Annotated in this window: 12 protein-coding genes and 3 rRNA genes; 6 read left to right on the top strand and 9 right to left on the bottom strand. The window is 64.6% G+C overall.

Annotated elements, in window-relative coordinates; all coding sequences use genetic code 11:
- Positions 1–33: 33 nt before the first annotated feature.
- Together BST44_RS01665 and BST44_RS01670 are read right to left on the bottom strand one after the other, a co-directional pair.
- Positions 34–948 carry a tetratricopeptide repeat protein gene (locus BST44_RS01665; protein ID WP_083174633.1) on the bottom strand — a complete coding sequence of 305 codons (915 nt, stop codon included), beginning with the start codon at positions 946–948 and terminating at the stop codon, positions 34–36.
- 177 nt (positions 949–1,125) lie between these two features.
- Positions 1,126–2,307: an acetyl-CoA C-acetyltransferase gene (locus tag BST44_RS01670; RefSeq protein ID WP_083174635.1), complete on the bottom strand. Its 1,182-nt coding sequence runs from the start codon at positions 2,305–2,307 to the stop codon at positions 1,126–1,128.
- A gap of 89 nt (positions 2,308–2,396) precedes the next feature.
- Between BST44_RS01670 and mce the strand changes: the two genes are divergently transcribed.
- A complete protein-coding gene (gene mce / locus BST44_RS01675) occupies positions 2,397–2,864 on the top strand; it encodes a methylmalonyl-CoA epimerase (protein ID WP_167380143.1) in 468 nt (155 codons plus the stop codon).
- Between the two features lie 9 nt (positions 2,865–2,873).
- Here mce and BST44_RS01680 read toward each other — a convergent pair whose 3' ends face one another.
- Both BST44_RS01680 and nucS read right to left on the bottom strand, forming a co-directional pair.
- Entirely contained in the window at positions 2,874–3,170 is a 297-nt protein-coding gene (locus BST44_RS01680) for an Rv1322 family protein (protein ID WP_083174638.1), read from the bottom strand.
- A gap of 22 nt (positions 3,171–3,192) precedes the next feature.
- Positions 3,193–3,864, bottom strand: coding sequence for an endonuclease NucS (gene nucS / locus BST44_RS01685; RefSeq protein ID WP_083174640.1), 672 nt, complete (start codon positions 3,862–3,864; stop codon positions 3,193–3,195).
- 45 nt (positions 3,865–3,909) lie between these two features.
- Here nucS and BST44_RS01690 point away from each other — a divergent pair, with 45 nt between their 5' ends.
- From BST44_RS01690 to BST44_RS01705, 4 genes are all read left to right on the top strand, one after another.
- Positions 3,910–5,535: an adenylate/guanylate cyclase domain-containing protein gene (locus tag BST44_RS01690; protein WP_083174641.1), complete on the top strand. Its 1,626-nt coding sequence runs from the start codon at positions 3,910–3,912 to the stop codon at positions 5,533–5,535.
- A 68-nt stretch (positions 5,536–5,603) separates the two neighbouring features.
- Complete coding sequence (locus BST44_RS01695) at positions 5,604–5,984, top strand: hypothetical protein (protein WP_083174643.1); 381 nt, start codon at positions 5,604–5,606, stop codon at positions 5,982–5,984.
- A 136-nt stretch (positions 5,985–6,120) separates the two neighbouring features.
- The gene (locus BST44_RS01700; RefSeq protein ID WP_083174644.1) at positions 6,121–7,608 is read left to right on the top strand and encodes a DNA-3-methyladenine glycosylase 2 family protein; all 1,488 of its coding nucleotides are present in this window, start codon (positions 6,121–6,123) and stop codon (positions 7,606–7,608) included.
- Positions 7,605–8,108 (top strand): methylated-DNA--[protein]-cysteine S-methyltransferase, encoded by a 504-nt coding sequence (locus BST44_RS01705; protein WP_083174646.1) that lies wholly within the window; start codon positions 7,605–7,607, stop codon positions 8,106–8,108. The genes BST44_RS01700 and BST44_RS01705 overlap by 4 nt, the downstream gene beginning before the upstream one ends.
- 59 nt (positions 8,109–8,167) lie before the next feature.
- Here BST44_RS01705 and rrf read toward each other — a convergent pair.
- The 4 genes from rrf to murA form a co-directional block, all read right to left on the bottom strand.
- Positions 8,168–8,280: ribosomal RNA gene (rrf, locus tag BST44_RS01710) — 5S ribosomal RNA — on the bottom strand.
- A 92-nt stretch (positions 8,281–8,372) separates the two neighbouring features.
- Positions 8,373–11,472 (bottom strand): 23S ribosomal RNA (locus BST44_RS01715).
- 283 nt (positions 11,473–11,755) lie between these two features.
- Positions 11,756–13,283, bottom strand: a 16S ribosomal RNA gene (locus BST44_RS01720).
- Together the 16S, 23S and 5S rRNA genes form the textbook arrangement of a ribosomal RNA operon.
- A 369-nt stretch (positions 13,284–13,652) precedes the next feature.
- The gene (murA, locus tag BST44_RS01725; protein WP_083174647.1) at positions 13,653–14,906 is read right to left on the bottom strand and encodes a UDP-N-acetylglucosamine 1-carboxyvinyltransferase; all 1,254 of its coding nucleotides are present in this window, start codon (positions 14,904–14,906) and stop codon (positions 13,653–13,655) included.
- A 231-nt stretch (positions 14,907–15,137) separates the two neighbouring features.
- Here murA and BST44_RS01730 point away from each other — a divergent pair, with 231 nt between their 5' ends.
- Entirely contained in the window at positions 15,138–15,722 is a 585-nt protein-coding gene (locus BST44_RS01730; RefSeq protein ID WP_083174649.1) for a cob(I)yrinic acid a,c-diamide adenosyltransferase, read from the top strand.
- A 15-nt stretch (positions 15,723–15,737) separates the two neighbouring features.
- On the opposite strand, the gene BST44_RS01735 is transcribed toward BST44_RS01730, so the two are convergent.
- Positions 15,738–16,181, bottom strand: a complete 444-nt coding sequence (locus BST44_RS01735) for a DUF2550 domain-containing protein (protein WP_065441258.1) — start codon at positions 16,179–16,181, stop codon at positions 15,738–15,740.
- Position 16,182: the final 1 nt, after the last annotated feature.

Here is a 16,182-nt window from a genome sequence, read left to right on the forward strand (position 1 = left end):
GTGCGATTTTGCGTCTGCTCGCCGACCGAGAACTCAGTAGAGCGCGTTGGCGAGATTGCGGCGACCGGCGATGACCTCGGGGTCCGCCGGATCGAAGAGTTCGAAGAGTTCGATCACCCGAGTGCGCACCCGGGTGCGCTCGTCCCCGGACGTCCTGCGCACCAACGCAATCAGGCGTTCGAACGCCGCACCGACGTCCTGGTTGAGGATTTGCACGTCGGCGGCGGCGAAGGCGGCATCGATGTCGTCCGGTGCCGCGTCGGCGGCGGCGAGAGCGTCCGGCGAATGGGCAGTCGCGCGCGTGAGGAAGTCGATCTGTCGGATGGCGCCCTTGGCTTCGGCACTGCCCGGATCGGCGTCCAGTATCGCTTGATACGCAGCCCTGGCGGCGTCGAAGTTGCCCGCCTCCAGCTGCTCGCGGGCCGCGGCCAGCTCCGGGTCGACCTCACCGGATTCCCCGGAGTTGCTTGGGCCCCTGAGTTTCCCGGCCGTGGCCGAGAGAAGTGAGTCCACCCAGCCGCGCAACTGCTCGGGCGGTTGCATGCCCTGGAAACTGGACAGCGGCTGCCCGGCGGCCAATGCGACGACGGTCGGCACCGCCTCGACACCGAAGATCTGGGCCACCCGGGGCGCCACGTCGACGTTGACCGTCGCCAGCGACCACTTGCCGTCGTCCTCGGCGGCCAGGCCGGCCAGGACGTCGACGAGCTGGACACACGCCTCGCTGCGCGGCGACCACAGCAGCACCACGACGGGCACTTCTTCGGATCGGAGCAGCACGTCGCTCTCGAAATTGGCCTCGGTGATCGCGGAAACGCCACCGTCGGCAGCCGGTGTCGCGCCGCCACCGGTTGCGCCGGCGGGCTGCTGCTGGGCCCGCGCCTTGAGGCCGGACAAGTCGACCGCACCAGCCAGCGCGGGGCCAATCGAGGGTCGCGGACGGGTCACGCCGTCAAGTTTGTCATGCGCATCGGCGAGCTATCCACCCGGTGGCGAGACGCTGGCGGACCGGCTCGCCGCCGCAGAAGCGCCCCCAACTGGGCCCCGCGTGGCGATGTATGACGAAGATCACAAAAATACCGGTACGCGTCACGCCAGCAACGTCGGAGCGGCCGTCGGCACCCGCTACTTCGCCCGCAGGATCAACGCGTCGCCCTGCCCGCCCGCCCCACACAGTGCCGCCACTCCGTAGCCGGAGCCGCGCCGGGCCAGTTCCAGGGCGGCATGCAGCGTGATCCGCGCGCCCGACATGCCAATGGGATGCCCGACCGCGATCGCCCCGCCGTTGACATTGACGATGTCGGGGTCCAGGCCGAGTTCGCGGGTCGAGGCGAGCGCCACCGCCGAGAAGGCCTCGTTGATCTCCACGACGTCGAGCTGGTCAACCGAGATCCCCTCGCGGCTGAGTGCCTTCTTGATCGCGTTGGCCGGCTGCGACTGCAGGGTGGAGTCCGGTCCGGCGACGACACCGTGCGCGCCGATCTCGACCAGCCAGTTGAGCCCCAACTCCTCCGCCTTCATCCTGTTCATCACCACCACGGCCGCGGCCCCGTCGGAGATCTGCGACGCCGAACCGGCGGTGATGGTGCCATCGCGGCGGAAGGCCGGTTTGAGGCCGGCCAGGGACTCGGCGGTGGTATTGGCGCGGATGCCCTCGTCCTCGGTGAACTGCAACGGATCACCCTTGCGCTGAGGGATGTTGACCGGCACCACTTCGTCGGCGAAGACGCCGTCCTTCCATGCGGCGGCGGCCTTCTGATGCGATCGCGCAGCGAACTCGTCCTGCTCCTGGCGGGTGAATTTGTCGACGTCGTTGCGTTGCTCGGTGAGCGCGCCCATCGGCTGGTCGGTGAACACATCGTGCAGGCCGTCGTAGGCCATGTGGTCCAGGACCGTGACGTCGCCGTACTTGTAACCCGCCCGGCTGTCCATCAGCAAATGCGGCGCCTTGGTCATCGACTCCTGCCCGCCGGCCACCACCACGTCGAACTCGCCGGCGCGAATGAGCTGGTCAGCGAGCGCGATGGCGTCGATGCCGGACAGGCACATCTTGTTGATGGTCAGCGCGGGTACGTCCCAGCCGATCCCGGCCGCTACTGCCGCCTGGCGGGCGGGCATCTGGCCGGCGCCCGCAGTCAAGACCTGGCCCATGATCACGTACTCGACCGCCGAAGCGGGCACGTTGGCCTTCTCCAGCGCGCCGGCGATCGCGATCGCACCTAAATCGCTGGCCGAGAAATCCTTCAGCGAACCCATCAATTTGCCGATCGGCGTGCGCGCTCCAGCAACGATCACCGACGTCGTCATGACTATCTCCTCAGGCCTGTTGAGGCGTCCCTGGGCGGCCTATTCGGACTCCCGGAGAAGCGCAATCTTTGCCGCCAGGTTACCTTTATGTGATGACGACCGATCAAGTTGACGCCCGTCAGGTCCTGGCCTCCGCGCTGGTGACGGCGATCGATCACGTCGGCATCGCTGTCGCCGACCTGGACGCGGCGATCGCCTGGTACCACGACCACCTCGGCATGGACCTGATGCACGAGGAAGTCAACGAGGACCAGGGAATCCGCGAAGCCATGCTCGCCGTGCGCGGCGCCCCGGCCGGCACCGCCCAGATTCAGCTGATGGCCCCGATCGACGACTCCTCGACCATCGCCAGGTTCCTCGACAAGCGCGGGCCCGGTATCCAGCAGATGGCGGTTCGGGTGAGCGACCTCGACAGCGTGATCGAGCACCTGCGCTCTCAGGGCATCCGCCTCATCTACGACGCGCCCCGCCGCGGCACGGCAAACTCGCGGATCAACTTCATCCACCCCAAGGACGCCGGCGGCGTCCTCATCGAGCTGGTGGAACCGGCTGCCTGAAAACGGCGATCACCACCACCTTCTGGTCGGCCCGCGGGTGCCGCGGTGGCTCCAGCACGGGACGTGCCAGTGCCGTCGATCGTCTGCTCCCCCGACCGTCGAATCGGTCGGCCACACCACCAGATGTGCGGTGCCCGCGCGTATTTCGTGGTCGCAACCGGGGCAGCGGTAGGTCTTGACCGCGCGGGCCGCCGCGACTGCGCGCACTTCGTACTCGTGGCCATCGGGTCCCACCTCGACGCGGCGCGTGGCCGGTGGCGGCGACAACGGCCGCTGCCGACGTGGCGGGTTGCGGCGCCGAGCCATACCGCCAGCGTAACGGCGAGCCTCAGAACAGCCGGTATTCGTCGCTGTCCATCCCCCGCATCTTGTCGTAATCCAATGTGATGCAGCGGATCCCGCGGTCGGTGGCCAGGGTGCGCGCTTGCGGCTTGATCTGCTGGGCCGCGAACACTCCCCTCACCGGGGCCAGCACGCTGTCGCGATTGAGCAGCTCGAGGTAGCGGGTGAGCTGTTCGACGCCGTCGATCTCGCCGCGCCGCTTGATCTCCACCGCGACGGACCCGCCCTGTTCGTCCCGGCACAGCAGGTCGACGGGCCCGATGGCGGTCATGTATTCGCGACGGACCAGCGTGTAGCCCTCGCCGAGCAGTTGCACGTGCTCGGCGAGCAACGCCTGCAGGTGGGCCTCCACGCCGTCCTTGACCAATCCGGGGTCGACGCCCAGGTCATGGCTGGAGTCGTGCTCCACCTCCTCGACGGTGATCCGCAGCTGCTCGCCGGCCTTGTTCTGCACGACCCAGACGGGGGCTCGGTCGCCGGGCTCCTCGGTGAGCCAGCAGGGCGGGCTCATCCAGTTCAACGGCTTGTAGGCGCGGTCGTCGGCGTGCACGCTGACCGATCCGTCGGCCTTGAACAGCAGCAACCTGCGGGCCGACGGGAGATGTGCGGTGAGCCGGCCGACGTAGTCGACGGTGCACTGGGCGATCACTAGACGCACCCGACTCACCTTAGAGCCTGGCCGACAAATTAGGCTGACGCCACCATGTCGGCCAATCAGAGCCTGGCGAAACGCATCGGACGGGTGCTCGAGACGGTCACCCGTCAGAGCGGCCGGCTGCCGGAGACCCCGGCGTACGGCTCGCTGTTGTTGGGACGGGTCACCGAGAGCCAGCGACGTCGTCGCATCCGCATCCAGGTCATCCTGACCGTGCTGGTCTTGGGCGCCAACCTGATCGGCATCGTCGTCGCGCTGCTCCTGGTCACCGTCGCCATTCCCCAGCCCAGCGTGTTCGACGACGCGCCGTGGTGGATCACCTTCGCGGCGTCACCGGCCTACATCGCGCTGGCGCTCGCGGTGGGCACGTACTGGATCACCCGCCGGACCGTAGTCGCCCTGCGCTGGGCGATCGAGGAACGCGCGCCGACCGAGGAAGACGAGCGCAACACCTTCCTGGCCCCCTGGCGGATCGCCCGCTTCGACCTCATTTTGTGGGGCGTCGGGGCGATCGTGCTGACGACGCTCTACGGCCTGGTCAACACGCTGTTCATCCCGCGCTTCCTGATCGCGGTGGGCATCTGCGGCATCCTGGTCGCCACCGGCAGTTACCTGCTCGCCGAGTTCGCGCTGCGCCCGGCGGCCGCGCAGGCACTCGAAGCCGGCCCACCGCCGCGGCGTTTCGCCTCCGGCATCATGGGCCGGACCATGGTGGTCTGGTTCCTCGGCTCCGGCCTGCCGGTCCTCGGCATCGCCTTCCTGGCGGGGTTCCAGGCCCTGATGCGCAACCTCACCGAAACCCAGTTCGCGGTCGGCGTCCTGATGGTGTCGATTGCCACGGTGACCTTCGGGTGCCTGTTGATGTGGATCCTCGCCTGGCTCACCGCGACTCCGGTGCGCGTGGTCCGTACGGCGCTCCGCCGCGTCGAGCGGGGTGATCTGCGCGGTGACCTGGTGGTCTTCGACGGCACCGAACTCGGCGAGCTGCAACGCGGTTTCAACGCGATGGTCGACGGGCTGCGCGAGCGCGAACGGGTTCGCGACCTCTTCGGCCGGCATGTCGGCCGTGAGGTCGCCCTGGCCGCCGAGCGGGAAAAACCGAAGCTCGGCGGCGAAGAGCGCCACGTCGCAGTCGTTTTCATCGACATCGTCGGATCCACCAAGCTGGTGACGAGCCGGCCCGCCGCAGAGGTCGTGCAGATGCTCAACCGATTTTTCGCGATCGTCGTCGAAGAGGTGGACCGACACTGCGGGCTGGTCAACAAGTTCGAGGGCGATGCGACGCTGGCGGTGTTCGGGGCCCCGAATCGTCTGGATCGCCCGGAAGAACAGGCGCTGGCCGCCGCGCGCAGTATCGCCGAGCGGCTGGACAACGAAATCGAGGAGTGCCAGGCCGGGATCGGCGTGGCGGCGGGGCAAGTCGTCGCGGGGAACGTCGGCGCCAGGGAACGCTTCGAATACACGGTGATCGGCGGGCCGGTCAACGAGGCTTCCCGGCTGTGCGAGCTCGCCAAGTCGTACCCGGGGCGCCTGCTCGCCACGGCCGATGCCCTGGAGGGTGCAAGCGACAGCGAGCGCGCCCGTTGGTCTCTGGGCGACACCGTGACCTTGCGCGGGCACGAGCGTCCCACCCGGCTGGCTTCGCCCGCCGAGGCCGTCGACGCGTCGGCCTGACGCGATTGATTTCGGGGCCGAGTGGGTAAGGGGATTAGGACATCGCCCCTCGAGAGATTGGTGTTGACATGACCGGTAGTGCAACTGCCCGCCGTGTTTCCGTCGCCGCGGGCATCGCCGCGGCGATCGCCCTGAGTTCGTTGACCGCGGGTTGCGGCTCGAGCAACAACAACAAGAACCCCACGACTTCGACGGTCACCACGACCGTCACGACGCCGGCCAGCGTCACCACCACGGCGCCGGCGGCCACGACTCCCGGAGCGCCGGGCGGCGGCGGTCCGGCGACCGGACCAGGTGGCGCTACGACCGCCGGCCCCGGTGGTTCCGGCGCCGGCGCCGGCCCCGGTGGGGCGAGCGCGGGCGTGCCGGGCGCCGGGGCGTCCGCTGGACCCGGCGGCGCGGGCGCCTGCGCCGGTGGTGTCTGCGTGGGCACCCCTCCCGCCCCGTAAACCCCCGGGCCCATCGCGACGTTGGGCTGTTGGTGCGGGAGCCGTCTCCCGCACCAACAGCGGCATCTTTCGCAGAGCCCACCGCCATGTCGCTTTTCCGCCAGTTTTGTCGGGGCGCGGGTGTAAGTCTTGAAGCGTGCACGACGACTTCGAACGCTGCTACCGCGCCGTCCAGTCCAAGGACGCCCGGTTCGACGGCTGGTTCGTCACGGCGGTGCTGACCACCCGCATCTATTGCCGGCCCAGCTGCCCGGTGCGGCCGCCGTTCGCCCGCAACGTGCGGTTCTATCCGACGGCCGCCGCGGCCCAACGGGCTGGATTCCGCGCATGTAAGCGGTGCCGTCCCGACGCGTCCCCCGGGTCGCCGGAGTGGAACGTGCGTGGTGACGTCGTCGCGCGGACGATGCGGTTGATCGCCGACGGCACGGTGGATCGCGAAGGAGTCGGCGGCCTGGCGGCCCACCTGGGCTACACCACCCGCCAGCTCGAACGGCTGTTGCAGGCAGAGGTGGGGGCGGGCCCCCTCGCGCTCGCCCGCGCGCAACGGGCGCAGACGGCCCGCGTGCTCATCGAGACCACGGACCTGCCGTTCGGGGACGTCGCGTTCGCGTCGGGGTTTTCCAGCATCCGTCAGTTCAACGACACCGTGCGCCTGGTGTTCGAGAACACGCCGACGGAACTGCGCCGGCGCGCGGCGGTCGGGTCCGCGTCCGACGGCGCCGCGGCTGGGACGGTCCGCCTGCGGTTGCCGGTGCGTGCCCCGTTCGCCTATGAGGGTGTCTTCGGTCACCTGGCCGCCGGCACCGTGCGCGGCTGCGAGGAGATCCGCGGCGGGGCATATCGACGGAGCCTGCGCCTTCCGTTCGGCAGCGCCGTTGTCAGCCTGACCCCGGCCGTCGATCACGTCCGCTGCGCGCTGGTGCTGGCCGACTTTCGTGACCTGACGACGGCGATCGCCCGTTGCCGACGGCTGCTGGATCTCGACGCCGACCCCGAAGCGGTGGACCACGCGCTGTCCGACGACCCGCACCTGCGTCCGGTCGTGGGAAAGGCTCCCGGACAACGCATCCCACGCACCGTCGATGAGGCAGAGCTGGCCGTGCGCGCCGTGCTGGGCCAGCAGGTCTCCACCAAAGCGGCCAGCACCCACGCCGGTCGTCTCGTCGCGGCCTACGGGCAGCCAATCGCCGACCCCGACGGCGGGCTGACCCACACCTTCCCGTCCGTGGAGCAACTTGCGGAGATCGACCCCATCCACTTGGCGGTCCCGAAAGCTCGCCAACGGACCCTGAGCGCACTCGTCGCCGGCCTCGCCGACGGCAGCATCGTCCTCGACAGCGGGAGCGACTGGGAGGCCGCGCGCAAGCAGTTGCTGGACCTGCCCGGCGTGGGACCCTGGACCGCGGAGGTGATTGCGATGCGCGGCCTCGGTGACCCGGATGCCTTCCCCGCCACCGATCTTGGCGCCCGCCTGGCCGCACAGCAGCTGGGCTTGCCGAGCGACGAACGGGCCCTCGTCGCGCATGCCGTCCGCTGGCGACCCTGGCGTTCTTACGCCACCCAATACCTGTGGACGACCCTCGTGCACCCCGTTAACCAATGGCCACCACAGGAGGTCGCATGATCGAGTACCGCACCATCGACAGCCCGATCGGGCCGCTGACCCTGGCCGGCCAGGACTCGGTGCTGACCATGCTTCGGATGGTCGACCAGACCTACGAACCGAGCCGCACCGGCTGGACGCCCAATCCGACGGCATTCAATGCGGCGACCGAACAACTCAACGCCTATTTCGCGGGGGACCTGACCGAGTTCGATTTCCCATTCGATCTGCGCGGCTCCCAATTCCAGCGGCGCGTGTGGCGGGCACTCCAGACAATTCCTTACGGCGAGACGAGGTCGTACGGAGCAATCGCGGAACAGATCGGCGCCGCCGGTTCCGCGCGCGCCGTGGGATTGGCCAACGGCCACAATCCCATTGCGATAGTCGTCCCCTGCCATCGGGTCATCGGCGCCAATGGAAATCTCACAGGTTACGGCGGCGGGCTCGACCGAAAGCGGACCCTGCTCGCGCTGGAGAGGAAACGCGCATCCGCGAATGCGGCATTGACATTGTTCGATTAGAGATACGCGGCTCCCGCGAATGCAAAAACACCCCCGTTGCCGGGGGTGTTTTTGTGTATGTTCGGCGGTGTCCTACTTTTCCACCCGAGAGGGCAGTATCATCGGCGCTGACAGGCTTAGCTTCCGGGTTCGGAATGGGACCGGGCGTTTCCCTGTCGCTGTGGCCGCCGTAACTCTATTTAAATTTGTTTCGGTGGGGGGTGTGGCGTCAGAGCGTCCTGCGACTAAAGAGTCGCTGGGACTGAAAAGTGGTTGCGATTGTGTGTTGGTAAGTTTTCGGCCGGTTAGTGCCAGTTCCCTGCACTCATTGCTGAGCTTCCAGGTCTGGCCTATCGAACCCGTAGTCTGCGGGGGGCCTTATCCCTCTAAAAGGGTGAGAAACCTGATCTTGGAGAAGGTTTCCCGCTTAGATGCTTTCAGCGGTTATCCTGTCCGAACGTGGCTATCCAGCGGTGCCCCTGGTGGAACAACTGGTATACCAGAGGTTCGTCCGTCCCGGTCCTCTCGTACTAGGGACAGGTTTCCTCAAGTTTCTGACGCGCGCGGCGGATAGAGACCGAACTGTCTCACGACGTTCTAAACCCAGCTCGCGTGCCGCTTTAATGGGCGAACAGCCCAACCCTTGGGACCTGCTCCAGCCCCAGGATGCGACGAGCCGACATCGAGGTGCCAAACCATCCCGTCGATATGGACTCTTGGGGAAGATCAGCCTGTTATCCCCGGGGTACCTTTTATCCGTTGAGCGACACCCCTTCCACTCGGGGGTGCCGGATCACTAGTCCCGACTTTCGTCCCTGCTTGACTTGTAAGTCTCGCAGTCAAGCTCCCTTGTGCACTTACACTCAACACCTGATTGCCGTCCAGGTTGAGGGAACCTTTGGGCGCCTCCGTTACATTTTAGGAGGCAACCGCCCCAGTTAAACTACCCGCCAGGCACTGTCCGTGAACCCGATAAGGGTTCGACGTTAGGTGTCCAATACGATCAGAGTGGTATTTCAACAACGACTCCGCCCCAACTGGCGTTGGGGTTTCACAGTCTCCCACCTATCCTACACAAACCGTACCGAACACCAATACCAAGTTGTAGTGAAGGTCCCGGGGTCTTTTCGTCCTGCCGCGCGTAACGAGCATCTTTACTCGTAGTGCAATTTCGCCGAGTCTATGGTTGAGACAGTTGGGAAGTCGTTACGCCATTCGTGCAGGTCGGAACTTACCCGACAAGGAATTTCGCTACCTTAGGATGGTTATAGTTACCACCGCCGTTTACTGGGGCTTAAATTCTCCGCTTCACCTTACGGTTAACGGGTCCTCTTAACCTTCCAGCACCGGGCAGGCGTCAGTCCGTATACATCGTCTTGCGACTTCGCACGGACCTGTGTTTTTAGTAAACAGTCGCTACCCACTGGTTTCTGCGGCCGAATCCCGCTCCCACCGCAAGGGTGTTCACGGTATTTCGGCCCCCCTTCTCCCGAAGTTACGGGGGCATTTTGCCGAGTTCCTTAACCATAGTTATCTCGTACGCCTTGGTATGCTCTACCTGACCACCTGTGTTGGTTTGGGGTACGGGCCGTGTGTGTGCTCGCTAGAGGCTTTTCTTGGCAGCAGAGGATCACCGAATTCACCTCAATCGGCTATGCATCACCTCTCAGGATTAATGAGCGACGGATTTGCCTATCGCTCTCCCTACAGGCTTGCCCCAGTATTACCACTGACTGGTACGGCTACCTTCCTGCGTCACCCCATTGCTTGACTACTACCAGCGAAGGTTCCACGCAGCCCCGAAACTCCACGCCCCCGAAGGGGAATGGTCGATCCGGTTTTGGGTGGTTAGTACCGCTGATTCATCAGGGACGCCCACACACGGGTACGGGAATATCAACCCGTTGTCCATCGACTACGCCTGTCGGCCTCGCCTTAGGTCCCGACTCACCCTGGGCGGACTGGCCTGGCCCAGGAACCCTTGGTCTTACGGCGGGCAAGGTTCTCACTTGCCTTATCGCTACTCATGCCTGCATTCTCACTCCCCCAAACTCCACCACCGGTTACCCGGTAGCTTCGCTGCATGGGGGACGCTCCCCTACCCAACCTTGCGGTTGCCGCGGCTTCGGCGGTGTGCTTGAGCCCCGCTACATTATCGGCGCACAATCACTTGACCAGTGAGCTATTACGCACTCTTTCAAGGGTGGCTGCTTCTAAGCCAACCTCCTGGTTGTCTCTGCGACTGCACATCCTTTTCCACTTAGCACACGCTTAGGGGCCTTAGCCGGCGATCTGGGCTGTTTCCCTCTCGACGCACGGAGCTTATCCCCCGCCGTCTCACTGCCACGCTATACACCACGGCATTCGGAGTTTGGCTGACGTCAGTAACCTAGTAGGGCCCATCGGCCATCCAGTAGCTCTACCTCCGTGGTGAAACACGTAACGCTGCACCTAAATGCATTTCGGGGAGAACCAGCTATCACGGAGTTTGATTGGCCTTTCACCCCTACCCACAGCTCATCCCCTCAGTCTTCAACCTAAGTGGGTTCGGGCCTCCACGCGGTCTTACCCGCGCTTCACCCTGGCCATGGGTAGATCACTCCGCTTCGGGTCCAGAACACGCCACTACACCCCAAAGGGGATGCGCCCTATTCAGACTCGCTTTCGCTGCGGCTACCCCGCACGGGTTAACCTCGCGACGTGTCCCTGACTCGCAGGCTCATTCTTCAAAAGGCACGCCATCACCCCACAAGGAGGCTCTGACGGATTGTAGGCACACGGTTTCAGGTACTCTTTCACTCCCCTCCCGGGGTACTTTTCACCATTCCCTCACGGTACTAATCCGCTATCGGTCATCGAGAAGTATTTAGGCTTACCGGGTGGTCCCGGCAGATTCACAGCAGATTCCACGGGCCCGCTGCTACTCGGGTGTTGATACAAGGTAGGTGCCGGGTTTTCGCGTACCGGGCTTTCACCGTCTACGGCGGGCCGTCCCAGGCCACTTCCGCTAACCACGACACTTTCTGACTACCCCTCAGCCAGGTAGAGCTGAGACATATCAATCCCACAACCCCGCACACACAACCCCTACCCGGTTATCCATGCATGCGGTTTAGCCTGTTCCGCTTTCGCTCGCCACTACTAACGGAATCACAATTGTTTTCTTCTCCTACGGGTACTGAGATGTTTCACTTCCCCGCGTTACCTCCCACACCCTATATATTCAGATGCGGGTAACACGACATCACTCGTGCTGGGTTTCCCCATTCGGAAATCCTCGGATCAATGCTCGGTTGACAGCTCCCCGAGGCATATCGCAGCCTCCCACGTCCTTCATCGGCTCTCGATGCCAAGGCATCCACCATGCGCCCTTAAACACTTACTTACACACAAAAACCAAAAAAGAAATTACACATTTCAACGAACACGCCACCGTTGCCGGCCACGCATCCGTTTAGATGCTCGCAACCACTATCCAATACTCAAACACCACACCCCACCACCAAGATGGAGGGACACCACTCAGAACGAGCCGAGTGTTGCCTCAGGGCCCAATAGTGTGTCTGGCAATCATTTGCTGTTGTGCACCCGGCCCCCGCCCACTACAGGCGAGAACCCCTCACGGCTCGCACCCCACCAGTTGGGGTGCTTTTCGTGGTGCTCCTTAGAAAGGAGGTGATCCAGCCGCACCTTCCGGTACGGCTACCTTGTTACGACTTCGTCCCAATCGCCGATCCCACCTTCGACAGCTCCCTCCCAAGGGTTAGGCCACTGGCTTCGGGTGTTACCGACTTTCATGACGTGACGGGCGGTGTGTACAAGGCCCGGGAACGTATTCACCGCAGCGTTGCTGATCTGCGATTACTAGCGACTCCGACTTCACGGGGTCGAGTTGCAGACCCCGATCCGAACTGAGACCGGCTTTAAAAGGATTCGCTTAACCTTGCGGCATCGCAGCCCTTTGTACCGGCCATTGTAGCATGTGTGAAGCCCTGGACATAAGGGGCATGATGACTTGACGTCATCCCCACCTTCCTCCGAGTTGACCCCGGCAGTCTCTCACGAGTCCCCGGCATTACCCGCTGGCAACATGAGACAAGGGTTGCGCTCGTTGCGGGACTTAACCCAACATCTCACGACACGAGCTGACGACAGCCATGCACCACCTGCACACAGGCCACAAGGGAACGCCTATCTCTAGACGCGTCCTGTGCATGTCAAACCCAGGTAAGGTTCTTCGCGTTGCATCGAATTAATCCACATGCTCCGCCGCTTGTGCGGGCCCCCGTCAATTCCTTTGAGTTTTAGCCTTGCGGCCGTACTCCCCAGGCGGGGTACTTAATGCGTTAGCTACGGCACGGATCCCAAGGAAGGAAACCCACACCTAGTACCCACCGTTTACGGCGTGGACTACCAGGGTATCTAATCCTGTTCGCTCCCCACGCTTTCGCTCCTCAGCGTCAGTTACTGCCCAGAGACCCGCCTTCGCCACCGGTGTTCCTCCTGATATCTGCGCATTCCACCGCTACACCAGGAATTCCAGTCTCCCCTGCAGTACTCTAGTCTGCCCGTATCGCCCGCACGCTCACAGTTAAGCCGTGAGATTTCACGAACAACGCGACAAACCACCTACGAGCTCTTTACGCCCAGTAATTCCGGACAACGCTCGCACCCTACGTATTACCGCGGCTGCTGGCACGTAGTTGGCCGGTGCTTCTTCTCCACCTACCGTCAACCCACAAAGTGAGCCTTCGTCGATGGTGAAAGAGGTTTACAACCCGAAGGCCGTCATCCCCCACGCGGCGTCGCTGCATCAGGCTTGCGCCCATTGTGCAATATTCCCCACTGCTGCCTCCCGTAGGAGTCTGGGCCGTATCTCAGTCCCAGTGTGGCCGGACACCCTCTCAGGCCGGCTACCCGTCGTCGCCTTGGTAGGCCATCACCCCACCAACTAGCTGATAGGCCGCGGGCCCATCCCACACCGCAAAAGCTTTCCACCACAAGGCATGCGCCAAGTGGTCCTATCCGGTATTAGACCCAGTTTCCCAGGCTTATCCCGAAGTGCAGGGCAGATTGCCCACGTGTTACTCACCCGTTCGCCACTCGAGTACCCCCGAAGGGGCCTTTCCGTTCGACTTGCATGTGTTAAGCACGCCGCCAGCGTTCGTCCTGAGCCAGGATCAAACTCTCCAAACAAAATCTCCTCGCGAAACGAGGTGAATTTCAAATCAGAGAAAATCTGACCTAACAAAAAGACACCAGTAACTGGCATCAAAAATTGCCATACCCACACACGGGGAGTGCTAGGTATGGCCAAAAAACAACAACAAATAAAAAGACCAAACACACTATTGAGTTCTCAAACAACACTTGTTTCGCCCGTTTTGGGGCAACCCTGCCAGCTTAATACACATCCGGCAGTGGAGTCAACTCCCAGTTTCGGTCTTCCAGAGACCGTTTCGGGAGCAGCCGTGCCAGGCTAGTACCAATCCAGCGAGGGAGTCAAGGGCCCGGGGTTGTCGGCCGCCTGGTGTGGCGACCGCCCCTGTGGGGCACTGACTTTGGTTACTCTACCCGCTCGATCTCCGCTCCCAAAATCGCCAGGTTTTCCACGAACAATGGGTAGCCGCGATCGATGTGGAAGACGTCGTGGACCTCGGTGTCACCGTCCGCGACGAGGCCCGCCAGCACCAGGCCGGCGCCGGCCCGAATGTCGGAGCACCACACCGGGGCGCTCGACAATTGGGGCAGGCCCCGCACGACGGCGTGGTGGCCGTCGGTGCGGGCGTCGGCGCCCAACCGAATCATCTCTTCGACGAAGCGGAAGCGCGCCTCGAAGACGTTTTCCGTGATCATCGACGTGCCGTCGGCGATCGATGCCAAGGCGATGGCCATCGGCTGCAGGTCGGTCGGGAAACCGGGGAACGGCAGCGTGGCGACGTTCACGGCCTTGGGCCGCTCGTACTGGGTGATCCGGAAGCTGTTGTCCGTTTGGGTGACCGTCGCGCCGGCGTCGTGCAGCTTGTGCAGCACCACCTGCAGGTGTGCGGGGTCGACGCCCGTCACAGAGATGTCGCCGCGGGTCATCGCGGCGGCGATGCCCCACGTGGCGGCCACGATGCGATCCCCGATGACGCGGTGCTCGGTCGGGTACAGCCGCGGCACACCGGTGATGGTCATGGTGGGCGAACCGGCACCCTCGACCCGCGCCCCCATCTGGTTCAACATGGTGCACAGGTCCACGACGTCCGGCTCGCGCGCCGCGTTGTGGATCGTGGTGACGCCCTCGGCCAGGACGGCTGCCATCAAGATGTTTTCGGTGGCCCCCACCGAGGGGAACTCCAGCTGGATCTCCGCGCCGCGCAGCGTATCGGCCTGGGCGACGACGCAGCCGTGCTCGATGTTGCACTGCGCGCCCAGCTGTCGCAGACCCGCCTGATGCATGTCGAGCGGACGGGACCCGATCGCGTCACCGCCCGGCAGCGCCACCCGAGCCCGCTTGCACCGGCCGACCAACGGCCCCAGCACGCACACCGACGCCCGGAACTGTCGCACCGCCGCGAAGTCGGCGTCGTATTTGGGCTCGTCGGGCGAGGTGATGCGGGCGACGTCGCCGTCGAGTTCGACGGTGGCTCCCAGGCCGCGCAGCACCTCCGCCATCAGCGGCACATCGAGGATGTCGGGACAATTGGTGATGGTGCTGGTGCCTTCGGCAAGCAGTGCCGCGGCCATCAGCTTGAGCACGCTGTTCTTGGCGCCTCCCACCGCGACTTCGCCGGACAACCGGTTGCCGCCGGTCACCACGAATCGCTCAGCCACCCGCGTCAGTCTAGTGAAGCGGTATCGGCTTGTCAGTCAGCCCAGCTCGGCGACGATGCGCTCCGCACAGCGGAGCGAGGAGAAGCCGGGCAATCCAACCCAGCTCGGCGACGATGCGCTCCGCGCAGCGGAGCGAGGGGGGGCACCGCCAGCCGCGGAGCCGAGTGAGGGGGCGAGACGAGCAGTCAACCGACGCCCGCCCGTCGCGCGAGCCGCAGTACCGTTTGACTCATGGCGATACACCTGACCCGCATCTATACGCGAACCGGTGACGACGGCACGACGGGGTTGAGCGACTTCTCGCGGGTCTCCAAGAACGACCCCCGCCTGGTCGCGTATGCCGATTGCGACGAGGCCAACTCCGCGATCGGTGTCGCGATCGCCCTGGGTCAGCCCGACGAGGAAACCGCCGGCGTGCTGCGGCAGATCCAGAACGACCTGTTCGACGCCGGAGCGGACCTGTCGACTCCGGTGGTGGAGAACCCCGAGTATCCCCCGCTGCGCGTCACCCAGCCCTACATCGATCGGCTCGAGGCCTGGTGTGACAAATATAACGAGCACCTGCCGGCGCTGAATTCCTTTGTGCTACCGGGCGGTTCGCCGCTCTCGGCGCTCCTGCACGTCGCCCGCACGATCGTCCGTCGAGCGGAACGTTCGGCGTGGGCGGCGATCGACGCCGCCCCGGGGCAGGTCGACGTCCTGCCGGCCAAATACCTGAACCGCCTTTCCGACCTGCTCTTCATCCTGGCGCGCGCGGCCAATCCCGAAGGTGACGTGCTGTGGAAACCGGGGGGCGGCGCGCCGAGCGCGGATTGACCCGCCGCGCAAGGCCTACACGCTTCGCCGACGCGCGCGCGGTGAGGGACGGGACTCCAGCCAGGACAAAAACGCCGTCAGAGCGCCTTTGTCCAGCGCGATCTCGTAACCGGTCCGACGGTCCTGCGTCGTGTCGCGCAGCTCCACCACGACAATCTCGTCGGTCATGATGTCGAATTCGTCCCCGCGGGGTGCACGGCGAGCGACGATTTCGACTCCCCTGCGGCTGAGCCGGCGGTCCGGCCACAGACGCAGGCTGGACAGCCGGTAGAACGCGGCCTCGCCCCCGCGGTAGCGAATCACTCCGTGACGCCAGCCGTGGCCTCCGACTGCGGGGATGTCTCGCATGATCCCCGCGGTGCCGCCCTGGCGCAGCTTCCACAACCGATAGCTCAGCGCGACGACCGCGGCCGCCAGGACGACGACGAGCACGACCATGCCTGTCATGGGCGCGCTCATC

Source organism: Mycobacterium scrofulaceum (genome assembly GCF_002086735.1).
Lineage (GTDB): Bacteria > Actinomycetota > Actinomycetes > Mycobacteriales > Mycobacteriaceae > Mycobacterium > Mycobacterium scrofulaceum.